15 protein-coding genes are annotated in these 15,636 nt (G+C 63.4%); 11 read left to right on the top strand and 4 right to left on the bottom strand.

Annotated elements, in window-relative coordinates; genetic code table 11:
* Window positions 1-13: 13 nt before the first annotated feature.
* Both AC5ZG1_RS10400 and AC5ZG1_RS10395 read right to left on the bottom strand, forming a co-directional pair.
* Window positions 14-748, bottom strand: a complete 735-nt coding sequence (locus tag AC5ZG1_RS10400) for a metallophosphoesterase family protein (RefSeq protein WP_496132778.1) — start codon at window positions 746-748, stop codon at window positions 14-16.
* Window positions 749-837: 89 nt separating this feature from the next.
* The gene (locus AC5ZG1_RS10395) at window positions 838-975 is read right to left on the bottom strand and encodes a hypothetical protein (RefSeq protein ID WP_165435364.1); all 138 of its coding nucleotides are present in this window, start codon (window positions 973-975) and stop codon (window positions 838-840) included.
* 560 nt (window positions 976-1,535) lie between these two features.
* Here AC5ZG1_RS10395 and AC5ZG1_RS10390 point away from each other — a divergent pair.
* From AC5ZG1_RS10390 to AC5ZG1_RS10350, 9 genes are all read left to right on the top strand, one after another.
* Window positions 1,536-2,297 carry a sugar transferase gene (locus tag AC5ZG1_RS10390; RefSeq protein WP_028165262.1) on the top strand — a complete coding sequence of 254 codons (762 nt, stop codon included), beginning with the start codon at window positions 1,536-1,538 and terminating at the stop codon, window positions 2,295-2,297.
* Between the two features lie 40 nt (window positions 2,298-2,337).
* Window positions 2,338-3,771: a mannose-1-phosphate guanylyltransferase/mannose-6-phosphate isomerase gene (locus AC5ZG1_RS10385; RefSeq protein WP_496132777.1), complete on the top strand. Its 1,434-nt coding sequence runs from the start codon at window positions 2,338-2,340 to the stop codon at window positions 3,769-3,771.
* Between the two features lie 79 nt (window positions 3,772-3,850).
* Window positions 3,851-4,642 (top strand): FkbM family methyltransferase, encoded by a 792-nt coding sequence (locus AC5ZG1_RS10380; protein ID WP_456645333.1) that lies wholly within the window; start codon window positions 3,851-3,853, stop codon window positions 4,640-4,642.
* 45 nt (window positions 4,643-4,687) lie between these two features.
* Window positions 4,688-6,007 carry a UDP-glucose dehydrogenase family protein gene (locus AC5ZG1_RS10375; protein WP_130227821.1) on the top strand — a complete coding sequence of 440 codons (1,320 nt, stop codon included), beginning with the start codon at window positions 4,688-4,690 and terminating at the stop codon, window positions 6,005-6,007.
* 320 nt (window positions 6,008-6,327) lie between these two features.
* Entirely contained in the window at window positions 6,328-8,643 is a 2,316-nt protein-coding gene (locus tag AC5ZG1_RS10370; protein WP_496132776.1) for a bifunctional salicylyl-CoA 5-hydroxylase/oxidoreductase, read from the top strand.
* Window positions 8,640-9,422, top strand: a complete 783-nt coding sequence (locus tag AC5ZG1_RS10365; RefSeq protein ID WP_496132775.1) for an SDR family NAD(P)-dependent oxidoreductase — start codon at window positions 8,640-8,642, stop codon at window positions 9,420-9,422. The genes AC5ZG1_RS10370 and AC5ZG1_RS10365 overlap by 4 nt, the downstream gene beginning before the upstream one ends.
* A 23-nt stretch (window positions 9,423-9,445) precedes the next feature.
* The gene (locus AC5ZG1_RS10360) at window positions 9,446-10,285 is read left to right on the top strand and encodes an enoyl-CoA hydratase family protein (protein ID WP_496132774.1); all 840 of its coding nucleotides are present in this window, start codon (window positions 9,446-9,448) and stop codon (window positions 10,283-10,285) included.
* A gap of 21 nt (window positions 10,286-10,306) precedes the next feature.
* Window positions 10,307-10,702: a RidA family protein gene (locus AC5ZG1_RS10355; RefSeq protein ID WP_028165269.1), complete on the top strand. Its 396-nt coding sequence runs from the start codon at window positions 10,307-10,309 to the stop codon at window positions 10,700-10,702.
* A 204-nt stretch (window positions 10,703-10,906) separates the two neighbouring features.
* A complete protein-coding gene (locus tag AC5ZG1_RS10350) occupies window positions 10,907-12,148 on the top strand; it encodes a flavin-dependent oxidoreductase (RefSeq protein WP_464345497.1) in 1,242 nt (413 codons plus the stop codon).
* Window positions 12,149-12,315: 167 nt separating this feature from the next.
* Here AC5ZG1_RS10350 and AC5ZG1_RS10345 read toward each other — a convergent pair whose 3' ends face one another.
* The gene (locus tag AC5ZG1_RS10345; RefSeq protein ID WP_496132773.1) at window positions 12,316-12,771 is read right to left on the bottom strand and encodes a cupin domain-containing protein; all 456 of its coding nucleotides are present in this window, start codon (window positions 12,769-12,771) and stop codon (window positions 12,316-12,318) included.
* Window positions 12,772-12,787: 16 nt separating this feature from the next.
* A complete protein-coding gene (locus tag AC5ZG1_RS10340) occupies window positions 12,788-13,954 on the bottom strand; it encodes an ABC transporter substrate-binding protein (RefSeq protein WP_496132772.1) in 1,167 nt (388 codons plus the stop codon).
* A 267-nt stretch (window positions 13,955-14,221) separates the two neighbouring features.
* Here AC5ZG1_RS10340 and AC5ZG1_RS10335 point away from each other — a divergent pair, with 267 nt between their 5' ends.
* Entirely contained in the window at window positions 14,222-14,716 is a 495-nt protein-coding gene (locus tag AC5ZG1_RS10335; RefSeq protein ID WP_028165273.1) for a MarR family winged helix-turn-helix transcriptional regulator, read from the top strand.
* Complete coding sequence (locus AC5ZG1_RS10330; RefSeq protein ID WP_496132771.1) at window positions 14,713-15,534, top strand: alpha/beta hydrolase; 822 nt, start codon at window positions 14,713-14,715, stop codon at window positions 15,532-15,534. Before AC5ZG1_RS10335 ends, AC5ZG1_RS10330 begins: the two co-directional genes overlap by 4 nt.
* Window positions 15,535-15,636 lie beyond the last annotated feature (102 nt).

Below are 15,636 nucleotides of genomic sequence, written 5' to 3'. Positions count from 1 at the left end.
GCGCCATCGTCTGTCACAGGACCAGAATCGCTGTTCCTTCGATGGCGATGCAGGTCAGGGTCCCGCTTCTCCACGCGCCGGTGTCGATGTTGATGCGGTTATGCCTGATGTCGGGATGGGGAACCGGGGTGTGGCCGTGCACGACATATTTGCCGTGATCTTCATCCGAACTGAGAAACTCCTGGCGGATCCAAAGTAGATCCTCCGGATGCTGCTGCTCGACCGGAACGCTGGGGCGCACCCCGGCATGGGCAAAGAAGAAGTCACCGCAGATAAAGCTGTCGCGCAGGCATTGCAGGAACAGGACATGCGTGCGCGGGAAGACGTTGAGAAAACGGCGCTGCAGGTTGACTTCGGAGACGGGCACGTCGCGCGGAAACACGCCATAGGAGGCGAGCGTCTGCATGCCGCCGAGCCGCCGCCACTGCGCGAACGCCGCCGGATCGTCAAGAAAGTGTTGCAACAGCTCTTCATGATTGCCACGCAGGCAAACCGCGTGATTCCTGACGAGGCGAACTGCCAACAGATCGAGCACGGTCTTGGAATCCGGGCCGCGGTCGATATAGTCGCCGAGATAGATCTCGAGCGCGTAGCGGATCGGCCGCCGGGTTATGTCGTCGTCGATACGCGCAATGGTCTCGGCGAGCAGGTCGGCGCGTCCGTGAATGTCGCCGACCGCGTAGATGCGCGTATCTGCGGGAGCCGAAGGTGCAACGAACTCGGGATATGCAACTGGCGGCCGCATCATCGATTGCTTCGATCATGGAACCGTCATGAGGTCAATCGGCGGCGCCGCCGCAGCGGCACCTGTTCCCGTTTCGCTTGCCTATATAAAGTCTAGAAGAAGATCATTCGGATGAGCAGAATGATCACGATCCAGGCAAGCATGTTCGTCAGGATGATGCGGTTCCTCAATTTACGCCCCGCAGAATCGAGTCGTTTTGGTTCAGGGCGATCCAAACGCGCCGCGATCATTGGCGCCTCCCTGGAAAATCTTTCCGAGACAAGCGGCTTCTTCGTTAAGGCCGTTTTCGCGTGTTGACGTCCCGCAATCATCGAGAAGACCATCAATTGAAATGATCGCGTCGGGGAGAGTACGAGTGGCGCTTTAGTATGCAGTGAAAGAAATCCTTCAAAAATGATCGCACAGATTAAGTGCTTGATATAGCCGTTGCGTGGCCATTTCTGAATCGAATCCGATTCGCGCGTGGTTCCAGGTTTGCGTTAATGCATGGCTGCATCGAAACACACGCAGCGCATTTCGCGTGCACTTCAACCTAAGCGCTTCCGAACAAAACGGATTCTTTGCATCGCACAAAGCTCACGATGCCGCGATGCAAAACCGCGCGCAACATTTTCGTTTTGCTGCCCCATTTCGCTCAAAGAGTTCGTAGAGTTATACCGCCGCGCGATCGAGACGCGTCTCTGCTACGCAGGAAAATTCGCAATTGCGAAGGTGCCCGCGAGACGGGCAGTGACGGTCTGCGTCGTCGCGCTTGTGACCTCTTTGGGTTCAACAGAGAGAGCGAGAGCAAATGGCCGCCATCGTCACAGCCAACTTCGACCAGGACAGTATCAGGTCGCTCCGCAACAAGCGGAGCACCATCTCGATGCGGCCGGTCGAATATGCCGGCAGCAATTCATATAGCCCCTATCGAGCAAAGCGCCCGCGCGGCGCGGTGCGGACTGAGCCGGGTTCTTCCATCTCAAAGCGCATCTTCGATATCGTGGTTGCAAGCGCAGCGCTGTTGTTCTTCGCGCCGCTCTTGATCGCGATCGCCATCGGCATCAAGCTGACGTCGCGAGGACCGGTGTTGTTTCACCAATACCGGTACGGCTATCGAAACCGGCGCTTCAAGATCTACAAGTTCCGCTCGATGCGGACCGACGCCGGCGACGTGCGCGGCGTCAAGCAGACCGTGCAGGGCGATTCCCGAGTCACCCCGATCGGCAGGATCCTGCGCAAGACGAGCCTCGATGAAATCCCGCAATTGATCAATGTCATCAAGGGCGACATGTCGCTGGTCGGCCCGCGCCCGCATGTCCCGGGCATGCTGGCCGCTGAGCTGCCTTATGAGGACCTCGTGCCGTATTACTTCCAGCGCCACAGCGCTCGGCCCGGGATCACCGGCCTTGCGCAGGTGAGCGGCTGCCGCGGAAGCACGGTTGAGGCCGGCCGCGCGATCTCGCGGATCGATTACGACCTCGACTACATCGAGCGGTGGTCCTTGCGCATGGACGTCATGATCATCGTGCGCACCGTCCGCCGCGAATTCCTGTCCGGCAGCGGCTTCTAGCCCGCCGACATCCAAGCATCACAACAAGGGGAGCGACAGAATGCTGCAGCCACGCGGCCGCATAGTCCCAGTTCTTTTGTCGGGCGGAACCGGCTCGCGGCTCTGGCCGCTGTCGCGCGAGAACCAGCCGAAGCAGCTGCTCGCGCTGCTCGGCGAGAAGACCTTGCTGCAGCAGACGGCGAACCGTGTGACGGAGCCGTCGCTGTTCGCCGATCCGATGGTGATCGCCAATGCCGAGCATCGCTTTGCCATTGGCGAGCAACTGCGCGCGGCCGGCATCGCCAATCCGACCATGGTGCTGGAGCCGTTCGGACGAAATACGGCGCCGGCGGTCGCGATCGCGGCGCTTCTCGCCAGCGAGGTTGATCCCGGCGCGGTGATCCTGGTGACGCCGGTCGACCACTGGGTGCGCGATCACGCGGCGTTCCGCGCCGCGATCGCGAGCGGGCTACCGGCGGCGCGCCGTGGACAGTTTGTTCTGTTCGGCCTCAAGCCGACCGGGCCTGCGACCGGATATGGCTACATCCGCATGGGCGGCGGGATCGCCGATCTTCCCGAAATCCGCAAAGTCGCGGGCTTCGTCGAGAAGCCCGACGCCGTGACCGCGGAGCGCTTGCTGGCCGGCAATGATCATCTGTGGAACAGCGGAATCTTCCTGCTGCCCGCACGCGCCTTCATCGATGAACTGGCGCGGCACGAGCCCGCGATTCTGGAAGCCTGCCGCGCGGCGCTGGCCGGCGCAACGCGCGATCTCGATTTCCTCCGGTTGGAGGAAAAGGCATTCGAGTCCTGCCCGTCCATCTCGGTCGACTACGCGGTGATGGAAAAGACCGACAAGGCCATGGTGGTGCCCGCCAGTTTTGACTGGAGCGACGTCGGAAGCTGGTCGGCACTGTGGACCATGGGCGAGAAGGACGCATCCGGCAATGTCGTGATCGGCGATGCGGTGGCCGAGGACAGCTCCGGCTGCTACGTGCGGGGAGACGGCCCGCTGGTTGCCGCCCTCGGCGTCGAGGATCTCGTCATCACCGCTTCGCCCGACGTGGTGCTGGTGACCAAACGCGAGCGCGCCCAGGATGTCGGCAAGCTGGTGGAGCGGTTGAAGGCCAATGGCCATCGCGCCGCGACGCAGACCCACAGCGTGCACCGTCCGTGGGGTTACTACACGTCGATCCATGCCGGCGACCGCTTCCAGGTCAAGCGCATCACTGTCAACCCGGGCGCCAAGCTGTCGCTGCAGAAACATTTTCACCGCGCCGAGCACTGGGTGGTGGTGAACGGCACCGCGATCGTCACGCGGGACGACGAGGAAGTGCTGCTCCGCGAGAACGAATCGATCTTCGTTCCGCTCGGCTGCATGCATCGCCTGGAAAATCCGGGCAAGGTTCCGCTCAACCTGATCGAGGTGCAGTCGGGCACGTATCTTGGGGAGGACGACATCGTCCGGGTGCAGGATATCTACCACCGGGTGTGACGTGGCGGCCGCAAGCCAATCCGGCGGGCGGCGCCTCGGAGTATCCTATCCGCATCAACACATAACGGAGGGAATGGACATGGGTGCCAAGCAGCAGGCCAAGGATCTCTTGAAGGATGCATTCCCATCGATCTGGCTGCAGTGGCACTTCATGCATCGCCCGAAATCGGCGGAGCGGGAACTTTCCTATCTCGACAAGATCATCCCGGACGATGCGGTCACGGTCGACATCGGCGCCAATTGCGGGCTCTACACGCGAAAGCTGGCGCGGCTTTCCCGCGAGGTTCACGCCTTCGAACCCTCGCACGACATGGCGCGCCTGCTGCGGCGGACATCTGCTTCAAACGTCAGCGTGCACGAGATCGCGCTATCGGACCACGAAGGTGACGCGGAACTCTTCATTCCGCGCGGCGACACGGGTCTGGTCCACGGCCTTGCCTCGCTTGAGCGGCGTGTGATGGCGTCGGCCGATCCGATCGTCGCCGCCCACGTGCCGATGGCGCGACTGGATTCGGTGATGCATCAAGAGGTCGCCTTCGTGAAGATCGACGTGGAAGGGCACGAGCTCAACGTCCTCAACGGTGCCGTCGAGCTCCTGGAGCGCTGCCAGCCGGTGTTCCTGGTGGAAGCAGAGGATCGTCATCGGCCGGCCGCGACGGAATCGGTGTTCGATTTCTTCCGGCAACGATTCTACCGTGGTTTCTTCCTGAAGGAAGGCGATGTGGTCGACGTCGAAAAGTTCGATGTCGAGGAGCTGCAGGATGCGGCGGCGCTCGAGGCGGATGGTGGCCGCAAGGAAGGGCGGTTCTACATCAACAATTTCTTCTTCTTCCCGCAGCATCTCGATGGCGAGTCGATGTTGGTCAAATGATGACCGGTGCGGCCGCTGCGATCATTTGGTCAGACAGGATAAGTCATGCATATCACGATGGTCGGCGCCGGTTATGTCGGACTGGTGTCGGGGGCGTGTTTCGCCGACTTCGGGCACTACGTCGTTTGCGTCGACAAGGATGAAAAGAAGATCGCAGCGCTGAACAAGGGCGAGATACCGATCCACGAGCCCGGTCTTTCGGAGCTGGTGGCGAGAAACATCGCGCAGGGCCGGCTGGCCTTCGTGACCGACTTGAAGGGAGCGGTCAGCCGTTCCGAAGTCATCTTCATCGCGGTCGGCACCCCGTCCCGCCGCGGCGACGGCCACGCCGATCTTTCCCATGTCTACGCCGCGACGCGCGAAATCGCCGCGGCCTTGCCGGAGTCGGCAGTCGTGGTGACGAAGTCGACCGTCCCGGTCGGCACCGGAGACGAGGTCGAGCGCATCATCCGCGAGGAGAAAAAGGACGCCAAATTCGCCGTCGTCTCCAATCCCGAATTCCTGCGGGAAGGGGCCGCGATCCAGGATTTCAAGCATCCCGACCGCATCGTCATCGGCACGGAGGATGCCTTTGCGAGGGAGGTGATGGCCGAAGTCTATCGTCCGCTGCATCTCAACACCTCGCCGATCCTCTACACCAGCCGCCGCACCGCGGAGCTGACGAAATATGCCGCCAACTCATTCCTTGCGACCAAGATCACCTTCATCAACGAGATCGCCGATCTTGCCGAGAAGGTCGGCGCCAATGTCCAGGAGGTCGCCCGCGGCATCGGGCTCGACAACCGTATCGGCTCGAAATTCCTGCATGCCGGTCCGGGCTTCGGCGGCTCCTGCTTTCCCAAGGATACGCTGGCGCTGATCAAGACCGGCCAGGACCACGAGGCCCCGCTGCGGATCGTCGAGACGGTGGTGTCGGTGAACGACCAGCGCAAGCGCGCCATGGCGCGCAAGGTGGCGAATGCCTTCGGCGGCAACATCCGCGGCAAGACCATCGCCGTGCTCGGCGTCACTTTCAAGCCGAACACCGACGACATGCGCGATGCGCCGTCGATCCCGCTGATCACGGCGCTGCAGGATATGGGCGCGACGATCCGTGCCTTCGATCCGGTCGGGATGGAGCAGGCCAAGAAGGTGTTCGAGAACGTCACCTTCTGCCGCGACGCTTATGATTGCGCGCGAGGAAGCCATGCGATCGTGATCGTGACGGAATGGGAGCAGTTCCGCGCGCTCGACCTGAAGAAGATGGCAACGATCATGGCAACACCCGTAATCGTCGATCTCCGCAACATCTATTCGCCCGAGGATGTGACGCGGAACGGTTTTCATTACTGCGGCGTCGGCCGGCCGAAGCCGCTGGCGTATTAGCCGCTGGGGCGGCCTTATCGGCAGGCGCCCGCATCGTATGGCGTCATATAAAGGTGTAGCGCGCCGGCCTCCGTTGAGGCCGGCGTTTTGCTTCAGGCTGCGGGCGCGGCTCCCAACACTCCCCTCGGTCTTCGTCTCCAGACCCGAGTCACGCGAAAATCCACGTTCCCATGGGCGAAAGGACGGCATAATCGTCCGTTTGCCGGAGTGAACGGACCGCCCCTCGCTTGACAAAATTATTTTAAGCATAAAGTATTGTCCTCTCGGTTCCGGGAGCCCTCCGCGGAGATACCCGGACGGCCGAAGGTGAGGAGACAGCCATGCGCATCGTCTGCATCGGGGGCGGGCCGGCCGGGCTCTATTTCGGCATCCTGATGAAGATGCTCGATCCGGCGCACTGGATTTCGGTGGTCGAGCGCAACCGCCCCTACGACACTTTCGGTTTCGGCGTCGTGTTTTCGGATGCGACCATGGACAACATGCGCAAATGGGATCCGGTCACGGCGGATGCGATCGAGCAGGCTTTCAACCACTGGGACGATATCGAGGTCCTGATCAAGGGTCGCCGGATGCGCACCACCGGCCACGGCTTTGTCGGCATCGGCCGCAAGCGCCTGCTCAACATATTGCAGGCGCGCGCCGAGGAACTCGGCGTCGAACTGGTCTTTGAGCGCGAGGTCGAGTCCGATCTCGAATTTCCGGATGCCGACCTGATCGTTGCCGCCGACGGCGTGAACTCGAAGATCCGCACGCGCTATGCCGAAAGCTTCCAGCCCGACATCCTGATGCGGCCGAACCGCTATATCTGGCTCGGCACCAACAAGCGCTTTGATGCCTTCACCTTCGACTTCCGCAAGACCGAGCACGGCTGGTTCCAGGCGCATATCTACAAGTTCGAGGAGGGCGCGGCGACCTTCATCGTTGAGACCACGGAGGAGGCGTTCCTTGCGCATGGTCTCGACAAGCTCGATCAGGACGACTCCATCGCGTTCTGTGAGAAGATCTTCGCCGAAATTCTCGATGGCCATTCGCTGGTCTCCAATTCGCGGCATCTGCGTGGCTCGGCCTGGCTTTCTTTCCCGCGATTGATCTGCGGCAAGTGGACCGCGTTCAACGGCAACAGCCAAGTCGTGGTGATGGGCGATGCCGCGCATACCGCGCACTTTGCGATCGGGTCGGGGACCAAGCTCGCGCTCGAGGATGCGATCGAGCTGACCAACCAGTTCAAGCAGCTCGGCGCGACGCCGGACAAGATTCCCGCGGTACTCGCGGCCTACGAGGAGCTTCGCCGCGTCGATGTGGCGCGGATCCAGAATGCCGCGCGCAATGCGATGGAGTGGTTCGAGGTGGTGGGCGCGCGCTATGCTGATACCCTGGAGCCCGAGCAGTTCATGTATTCGCTGCTGACGCGTTCGCAGCGCATCAGCCACGAGAATTTGCGGCTTCGCGACAAGGCATGGCTCGAAGGCTATGAGCGCTGGTTTGCCGAACGCGCCGGGCTGCCGGATTCTAATGATCGCGTGGCGCCGCCGATGTTGACGCCGTTCCGTATCCGCGGCTTATCATTGCCCAACCGCATCATCTGCTCGCCGATGGCAATGTATTCGGCGGTGGAGGGCGTGCCGAACGATTTCCATTTGGTGCATTTCGGCGCCCGCGCGCTCGGCGGCGCCGGGCTGATCTTCACCGAGATGACCTGCGTGTCGCCGGAGGCGCGGATCACGCCGGGCTGCTGCGGATTGTGGAACGACGAGCAGGCGAAGGCCTACAGGCGCATCGTCGATTTCGTCCACGGCAATAGCGCGGCCAGGATCGGCATCCAGCTTGGCCACTCCGGGCGCAAGGGTTCGACCCGCGTGGCCTGGGAGGGAATGGACGAGCCGCTTGCCGAAGGAAACTGGCCGCTGGTGTCAGCCTCCGCTGTTCCCTATCTGCCCGATGGTCAGACGCCGGAGCCGATGACGCGCGCCGAACTGGTTGAGGTGCGCGAGCAGTTCGCCGCCGCGGCTCGGCGCGCGGTGCAGGCCGGCTTCGACATCCTCGAACTGCATTGCGCCCACGGCTATCTCTTATCGAGCTTCCTCTCGCCGCTGACCAACCGCCGGACGGACGAATATGGCGGCGACATCCAGAACCGCGCGCGCTATCCGCTGGAAGTGTTTCGCGCGATCCGTGACGTGTGGCCGCAGGACAAGCCGATCTCGGTGCGCCTATCATGCCATGACTGGGCCGAGGGCGGCAACACGCCGGATGATGCGCTTCAGTTCGCAAGGCTGTTCAAGCAAGCCGGCGCCGACCTGATCGATTGCTCCTCGGGCCAGGTCTGGGCTGACGACCATCCGGTCTATGGCCGTCTCTATCAGACGCCGTTTGCCGACAAGATCCGCAACGAGGTCGGCATTGCGACCATTGCGGTCGGCGCGATTTCCGAGGCCGATCACGCCAATTCCATCATCGCCGCCGGCCGCGCCGATCTCTGCGCGATCGCGCGCCCGCATCTTGCGGATGCGGCCTGGACGCTGCACGAGGCCGCCAAGATCGGGGTGAAGTCGATTGCCTGGCCGAAGCAGTATCTCTCCGGCAAGCCGCAATATGAGGCCAATCTGGAGCGCGCGGCAGCGGGAGCGAAAGCGTGACCCGGAATTTCTGGCCCGACGCACATGCGCTCGTCACCGGTGGCGGCTCCGGCATCGGCGCGGCCACCGCACGAGCGCTGGCCGAAGCCGGCGTACGCGTGAGCGTTGCAGGCAGGAGGCCGGATACGCTTGCCGGGACTGCGGCGTCCATTGGGGCGCGTGCCGGCGCTGTTCTGCCTGTCGATGTGACCGATGAAATCGCTGTCACCGAGGGCATCAAGCGGATCGAGGCCGAGGTCGGCCCGATCGACATCCTCGTCAACAATGCAGGCAGGGCATTGAGCGCGCCGTTCGAGAAGACGGATGCCGCTCTATGGTCGGACATGCTGGCGAGCAATCTCTCCAGCGTGTTCCTGGTGACTCATGCGGTGCTGCCCGGCATGGCGCAACGTGGCCGCGGGCGCGTCATCAACGTATCGTCCACGGCGGGCCTGACCGGCTACGCTTACGTCTCGGCCTATGTCGCCGCCAAGCACGGCGTTGTCGGGCTGACGCGTGCGCTCGCGCTCGAATATGCGCGTCGCGGCGTCACCGTGAATGCGGTCTGTCCCGGCTATACCGATACGCCGTTGGTGGCTGAGGCGGCCGCCAACATCGTCGCCAAGACCGGCCGCAGCGAAGCCGAAGCACGCGCAGCCCTGGCGAAAGTCAATCCGATGCAGCGGCTGGTGACGCCTGAGGAAGTCGCGGACACCATTCTTTGGCTCGCTTCCTCTAGCTCATCGTCCATCAATGGACAGGCCATTGCCGTCGCAGGCGGCGAGGTCTTCACGGGATAAAAGAAACGCCCAAGGAAAAAATCATGTCTGAGATGAAAGCAAAGCTCCGGCCGTTCAAGGACTATCAGGCGCGCCATTTCAAATGGGCAACCGATGACGATGCCCGCGTCGCCACGATCACGCTGAATCGGCCGGACAAGAAGAATCCGCTGACGTTCCAGTCCTACGAGGAACTGCGCGATCTCTTCCGCGATCTCGCCTACGCCTCAGATGTCCGCGCCATCGTGCTGACCGGGGACGGCGGCAATTTTTGCTCCGGCGGCGACGTGTTCGAGATCATCGAGCCGCTGACGCGGATGGCGATGCCCGACCTGATCGCGTTCACGCGCATGACCGGCGATGTCGTGAAGGCGATGCGAAAATGCCCGCAGCAGATCGTCGCCGCGATCGACGGCATCTGCGCCGGCGCCGGCGCGATGCTGGCGCTCGCCTCCGATCTGCGGCTGGCGACGCCGCAGGCCAAGACCGCCTTCCTGTTCACGCGCGTGGGCCTCGCCGGCGCCGACATGGGCGCGTGCGGATTGTTGCCGCGGGTGATCGGGCAGGGCCGCGCGGCCGAGCTGCTCTATACCGGTCGGGCCATGAGCGCGGAGGAGGGATTTGCCTGGGGCTTTCACAACCGCCTGGTGCCGGCGCCGGAACTGCCGACCGCGGCCTATGAACTCGCCCGCTCGCTCGCCGACGGTCCGTGGTTCGCGCATGGCATGACCAAGACGATGTTCAACCAGGAATGGGCGATGGGCATCGACGAGATAGTGGAGTCGGAAGCGCAGGCGCAGGCGATCTGCATGGCGACCGGCGATTTCCGCCGCGCCTTCGAGGCGTTCGCCGCCAAGAAGAAACCGGTCTTCGAGGGGAATTGAGGCTTTGACGGGAATAAGCACATGATCGAACTCCTGCAGCCCGAAGGCTGGGCCCAGCCGGTCGGCTATGCCAATGGCGTTGCCGCGCGCGGCAAGATGATCCTTGTCGCCGGCCAGATCGGCTGGAACGCGCAATGCGTGTTCGAGACTGACGACCTCGTGGAGCAGATCGGGCAGACCCTGCGCAACGTCGTCGCGGTCGCCGCCAGCGGCGGCGCAAAGCCGGAGCATATCGTGTCGATGACCTGGTTCCTGCTCGACCGCCGCGAATATTCCGCGCGGCTGAAGGAGATCGGCGCCGTCTACCGCGACATCATGGGCCGCCGCTTCCCGGCGATGACGGCGGTCCAGGTCTCCGGCCTGATCGAGGATCGCGCCAAGGTCGAGATCCAGGCGATCGCGGTGGTTCCGGATTGAGGTGGTGAGAGCGTTAACCTTAAGCGCGCTCCACCTCCAACAAACCCGCTTGCGACGCCGGTTTGGACCATGCGACGCTGGTGCGTCGAGCGAATGCTTTCGTCATGGCCGGGCTCGTCCCGGCCATCCACGTCCTTGGTTCAGCGCGGACGGCGTGGATGCCCGGCGCAAGGCCGGGCATGACGCCGCGAGTGGAGTAGGGCGATGAAGGCGATTATCGTTGGCGGCGGGATTGGCGGGCTCACGACGGCGCTGATGCTGCGGGCTCGCGGCATCGCTTGCGAATTGTTCGAGCAGGCGGAGACGATCCGCGAGCTCGGGGTCGGCATCAACACCTTGCCGCATGCAATCCGCGAACTCGCCGGGCTTGGCCTGCTTGACGCGCTCGACAAGGTCGCGATCCGGACCCATGAACTGTTCTACCTGACGCGCCATGGCCAGCAGGTCTGGCACGAGAAGCGCGGGCTGGACGCCGGCCACGACGTGCCGCAATTCTCCGTCCATCGCGGCCGTCTGCAGGGCGTCATCCATCAGGCTGTGGTCGAGCGGCTTGGCGGCGAGGCGATCCACACCGGCTGCCGGCTCGGCGCGTTCACGCAGGATGAAGGCGGCGTCACGGCCTATTTCTTCGATCGTGCGGGGGCACATATGCACACCGCTCGCGCTGATATCCTGATCGGCGCCGACGGCATCCACTCGAAAGTGCGCGAGACGCTGTTTCCGAACGAAGGCCCGCCGTGCTGGAACGGCCTGATGCTGTGGCGCGGTGCCGCCGACTGGCCCGCGTTCCTGACCGGCCGCTCGATGATCATCGCCGGGGGCCTGAACGCCAAGGCCGTGATCTATCCGATCGCGGAAGGCTCGAGCCCGGCCAGCCGTCTCACCAATTGGGCGGTGATGGTGCGGATCGGCGATGGCGCGTCACCGCCGCCGCGCCGCGAGGGCTGGTCGAATCTCGGCAGGCGGGAAGAGCTGATGCCGCATGTCACAGGCTTCTCGATCCCGCAGGTGGACTTTGCAGCGCTGGTCGGCGCCACGCCGGAATTCTGGGAGTATCCGTGCTGCGACCGCGATCCCTTGCCGTATTGGACGAGCGGGCGCGTCACCTTGCTCGGCGATGCCGCGCATCCGATGTATCCGGTCGGCTCCAACGGCGCCTCACAGGCCATCCTCGATGCGCGGTGCCTCGCGGATGCGCTGGCGCGCTCCGAGCATCCGCGCCAGGCGCTGGTCGCCTATGAACGCCAGCGCCTGCCGATGACCGCCGACATCGTCGCCTCCAACCGCCGCGGCGGGCCGGAGGGCGTGATCGATGCGGTCGAGCAGATCGCCCCGCAGGGGTTTACGGATATCGACACCATCCTCAGCTACGAGGCCCGCGAAGCAATCGTGCGCGGCTACGCCGCCAAGGCCGGCTTCGCCGCCCGCGTGGTGGCGCGGCAGTAGCTCGGTGCCCACCTCTCCCCAGCGGGGAGAGGTCGGATCGCATCGCCAGATGCGATCCGGGTGAGGGGGCGGTGTCCACGAGGGAGCAAAACCCCTCACCCGGCGCTTCGCGCCGACCTCTCCCTTCGGGAGAGGTGGAAAGCGGCGCCCCATCCCGAGCTACGAACTTAAGCAGCCGCCGGCGGCGGCAGGAAGTGGATGTTGTACTCGGCGGCGAGTTTCACCACGTCATCCGGGTTCTGCTCCCGCATGTTGTGGATCGCCCAGAACAGGTCGTAGAGCCGGCGCGTCGGCGACACCCAGAACAGCGTCTTCGCCGCCTGCTGTGACTTGTTGAAGATGCCGTGCGGCTTGCCCATCGGCAGGCGCACGAGATCGCCTGGCGTCGCCGATTCATCGGCGCCGTCGAGCATGAAGTCGAGCTTGCCTTCGAGGATGTAGAGATATTCGTTCTGGTCGGGATGGATGTGCGGCGGCACGAAGGTGCCGGGCGGAAACGTCGCATGCCACGAGAACGAATGCTCGGTGCGGTTCTTCGGCACATAGGTCTGGCCGAGGATGTTCCAGGTGATGCCCTGCATGCCCTCGTTGGCGCGGGTGATGCCCGCGATCTCGTCGTTCATTGTTCCACTCCCTCGCTTACTTGCCTGAGCAATCCTTGGCGTAACGGTCGCCGTAGTTCTCGAACACCTTTTGTACGATCTCGGTCTGGAACTTTCCATCAGGACGTTTGGCGACCTGGGTCAGATAGAAGTCCTGGATCGGATAGCCGTTGGCGTTGAACTTGAAGCCGCCGCGAAGCGAAACGAAATCGGCCTTCTTCAGCGCCGCCGCGACCGCCTCCTTGTTGGAGAGGTTGCCGTTCACCGCTTTCACAGCGCTGTCGATCAAGAGCGCCGCATCATAGGCTTGCATGGCGTAGGTGCCGGGGACGCTCTGGTAGGCGGCTTCATAGGCCGCCACGAACTTCTTGTTCTGGGGATTGTCGAGGTTGGGCGCCCAGTTGGCGCCGCCGAACATGCCGACCGCCGCATCCTGCTGGGCCGGCAGCGTGGATTCATCGACCGTGAAGGCCGATAGCACGGGCACGGTGGCGCCGGCCTGCCTGTACTGCTTCACCAGATTGACGCCCATGCCACCCGGCATGAAGGTGAACAGCGCATCCGGCTTCAGCGAGGAGATTTTTGTCAATTCGGGCTGAAAGTCGAGCGTGTTGAGCGGCGTATAGGATTCATCGACGATCTCGCCCTTGTAGTCGAGCTTGAAGCCGGCCACCGAGTCGCGTCCGGCCTGATAGTTCGGCACCAGGAGATAGACGCGCTTGTAGCCGCGATCCTGCGCGACCTTGCCGAGGATCTCGTGCACCTGATCGTTCTGATAGGAGGTGACGTAGAAGAATGGGTTGCATTCCTTGCCGGCGTAGCTCGAGGGTCCGGCGTTGGGCGAGATCAGGAACGTCTTGTTCTCGGTCACGGGGCGATGGATCGCCTGCAGGATGTTGGAGAAGATCGGCCCGACCACGAAATCGACCTTGTCGCGCTCCAGGAGCCCGCGCACCTTGGTCACCGCGCCATCCGGCTTGAGCTCGTCGTCGACATTGACGACCTCGACCTCGCGGCCCGCCATCTTGCCGCCGAGATCCTTGATCGCCAGCGCAAAACCGTCGCGCACCTGCTGGCCGAGCGCGGCAGCCGGGCCCGACGTCGTCACGATGACGCCGATCTTGATCTTCTCCTGCGCCAGCGCAGGTCCGGCAGCAAGGGCGAACAGCGCCGCCAGTCCTGCCAACTTCAATGCCCGTTTCATGGTCTGTCCCCGCGCCAACAAAGATCAAAATCCCGCGCCACAGCTTATTCTGACGACGGCAAGCGCCGCAAGCGAATGCCTCGCCGCGTCTCGACCGCCCGCCGAGCGCATGCAAGCCCGCATGCAAGCGCCGCGCCAAATTGCTTGAAGCTTAAAGAGATCCCGCGATATCATGGAGCATCGCTCATTCGGCTTGCGATATGCCGCGAATTGCTTGAAGGTCAAAACGATCGGCTGCGATTGGCGCCGCGAAAGGCGTGACTACCCATGATGCTTGATTCCGAGACAAAAGCGGTCGAACTGCCGGAGGATCACGGCACCGAGCTTCGGCTCTGGCTTCGGCTCCTGACCTGCACCACCCTGATCGAGGGCGAGGTGCGCAGCCGCCTTCGCGAGCGCTTCGACGTTACGTTGCCGCGCTTCGACCTGATGGCCCAGCTCGACAAGGTGCCTGATGGCATGACGCTCTCCGACCTCTCCAAGCGGATGATGGTGTCGAACGGCAATGTGACCGGTCTGGTCGAACGGCTGGTGGAATCCGGTCATCTCGACCGCCGCACCTCGGAGACCGATCGGCGCGTGCAGTTCATCCGGCTGACAAAGCTCGGCCGCGCCGAGTTCCGCAAGATGGCCGCCGAGCACGAGACCTGGATCGCCGATGTCTTCGCCGACCTCTCGCGCAAGGATATCAGCGAATTGATGCGGCTGCTCGCCAAGACAAAGGCGTCGGCGCAGCGATCGGCCAAAGCGCGGACGCCATGAGCGGCGTGGCTGGGGTCGACTACGAGGTCGAATACAACAACCGCGCGCGGGTACCGGAACATCCCGCGCTGATCGAAGGCTGGGCCAGGGACGCGGCCGCCTATCGCGCGCAGCATGCGCCGCGCCGCATCGCCTACGGCCCGGGCAATCGCCACACCATTGATTTGTTTGAAAGCAGCGAGGGGCCGATCGTCGTCTTTATCCACGGCGGCTATTGGCAGGCGCTCGACGGCTCCTTCTTCAGCCATTGCGCGCGCGGGCTCAATGCCCACGGAGTCACGGTTGCCGTGCCAAGCTACGATCTCTGTCCCACTGTCACCATTGCCGACATCATCGGCCAGATGCGAGATGCCTCGCGCGTATTGGCTCGGCTTGGCCGACCGCTGGTGGTGAGCGGCCATTCCGCGGGCGGGCATCTCGCCGCCTGCATGCTCGCGACCGATTGGCCGGCGCTCGATGCGTCGCTGCCGAAGCGGCCGGTCATATCCGCCTATTCGATCTCGGGCCTGTTCGAGCTCGCGCCGCTGGTCGAAACCTCGATCAACAAGGCATTGCGTCTGGATGCCGCGGCGGCCGAGGCTGCAAGTCCGCTGTTCTGGCGGCCGCCGGCCGGAGCAGCGCTGGATGCGGTGGTCGGCGAAACCGAAAGCGCCGAATATCATCGGCAAAGCCGCACCATCGTCGAACAATGGGGCGCGGCCGGCGTTGCCACCCGCTTCGGCGTCGTCGCCGCTGCCAATCATTTCACCGCGATCGCGCCGCTCGCCGATCCGGACTCGGCGATGGTCACGCGCCTGCGCGAATTGGCGCAGGACTGAATTCTCCGAAGCGCAAAATCGGCTCTTGCGTGAAATTGTTTTAAGTATAAAATTGTTGCCGGATACGCTGCCGGGCGTCCTCGATGTGTGATCGTGAGCATT

It is taken from the genome of Bradyrhizobium sp. Leo78 (assembly GCF_059512425.1).
The sequence above is the reverse complement of the archived record's forward strand: the minus strand, read 5'-3'. Positions and strand labels throughout refer to the sequence as shown.

Excerpts from the sequence above, each read along its gene's own strand:
- AC5ZG1_RS10380 (WP_456645333.1), top strand. The coding sequence starts at position 3,851 with ATGGGTGCCAAGCAGCAGGCCAAGGATCTCTTGAAGGATGCATTCCCA.
- AC5ZG1_RS10400 (WP_496132778.1), bottom strand. The coding sequence starts at position 748 with ATGATGCGGCCGCCAGTTGCATATCCCGAGTTCGTTGCACCTTCGGCT.
- AC5ZG1_RS10350 (WP_464345497.1), top strand. The coding sequence starts at position 10,907 with ATGAAGGCGATTATCGTTGGCGGCGGGATTGGCGGGCTCACGACGGCG.
- AC5ZG1_RS10395 (WP_165435364.1), bottom strand. The coding sequence starts at position 975 with ATGATCGCGGCGCGTTTGGATCGCCCTGAACCAAAACGACTCGATTCT.
- AC5ZG1_RS10330 (WP_496132771.1), top strand. The coding sequence starts at position 14,713 with ATGAGCGGCGTGGCTGGGGTCGACTACGAGGTCGAATACAACAACCGC.
- AC5ZG1_RS10370 (WP_496132776.1), top strand. The coding sequence starts at position 6,328 with ATGCGCATCGTCTGCATCGGGGGCGGGCCGGCCGGGCTCTATTTCGGC.
- AC5ZG1_RS10355 (WP_028165269.1), top strand. The coding sequence starts at position 10,307 with ATGATCGAACTCCTGCAGCCCGAAGGCTGGGCCCAGCCGGTCGGCTAT.
- AC5ZG1_RS10345 (WP_496132773.1), bottom strand. The coding sequence starts at position 12,771 with ATGAACGACGAGATCGCGGGCATCACCCGCGCCAACGAGGGCATGCAG.
- AC5ZG1_RS10360 (WP_496132774.1), top strand. The coding sequence starts at position 9,446 with ATGTCTGAGATGAAAGCAAAGCTCCGGCCGTTCAAGGACTATCAGGCG.
- AC5ZG1_RS10390 (WP_028165262.1), top strand. The coding sequence starts at position 1,536 with ATGGCCGCCATCGTCACAGCCAACTTCGACCAGGACAGTATCAGGTCG.
- AC5ZG1_RS10335 (WP_028165273.1), top strand. The coding sequence starts at position 14,222 with ATGATGCTTGATTCCGAGACAAAAGCGGTCGAACTGCCGGAGGATCAC.
- AC5ZG1_RS10375 (WP_130227821.1), top strand. The coding sequence starts at position 4,688 with ATGCATATCACGATGGTCGGCGCCGGTTATGTCGGACTGGTGTCGGGG.
- AC5ZG1_RS10385 (WP_496132777.1), top strand. The coding sequence starts at position 2,338 with ATGCTGCAGCCACGCGGCCGCATAGTCCCAGTTCTTTTGTCGGGCGGA.
- AC5ZG1_RS10340 (WP_496132772.1), bottom strand. The coding sequence starts at position 13,954 with ATGAAACGGGCATTGAAGTTGGCAGGACTGGCGGCGCTGTTCGCCCTT.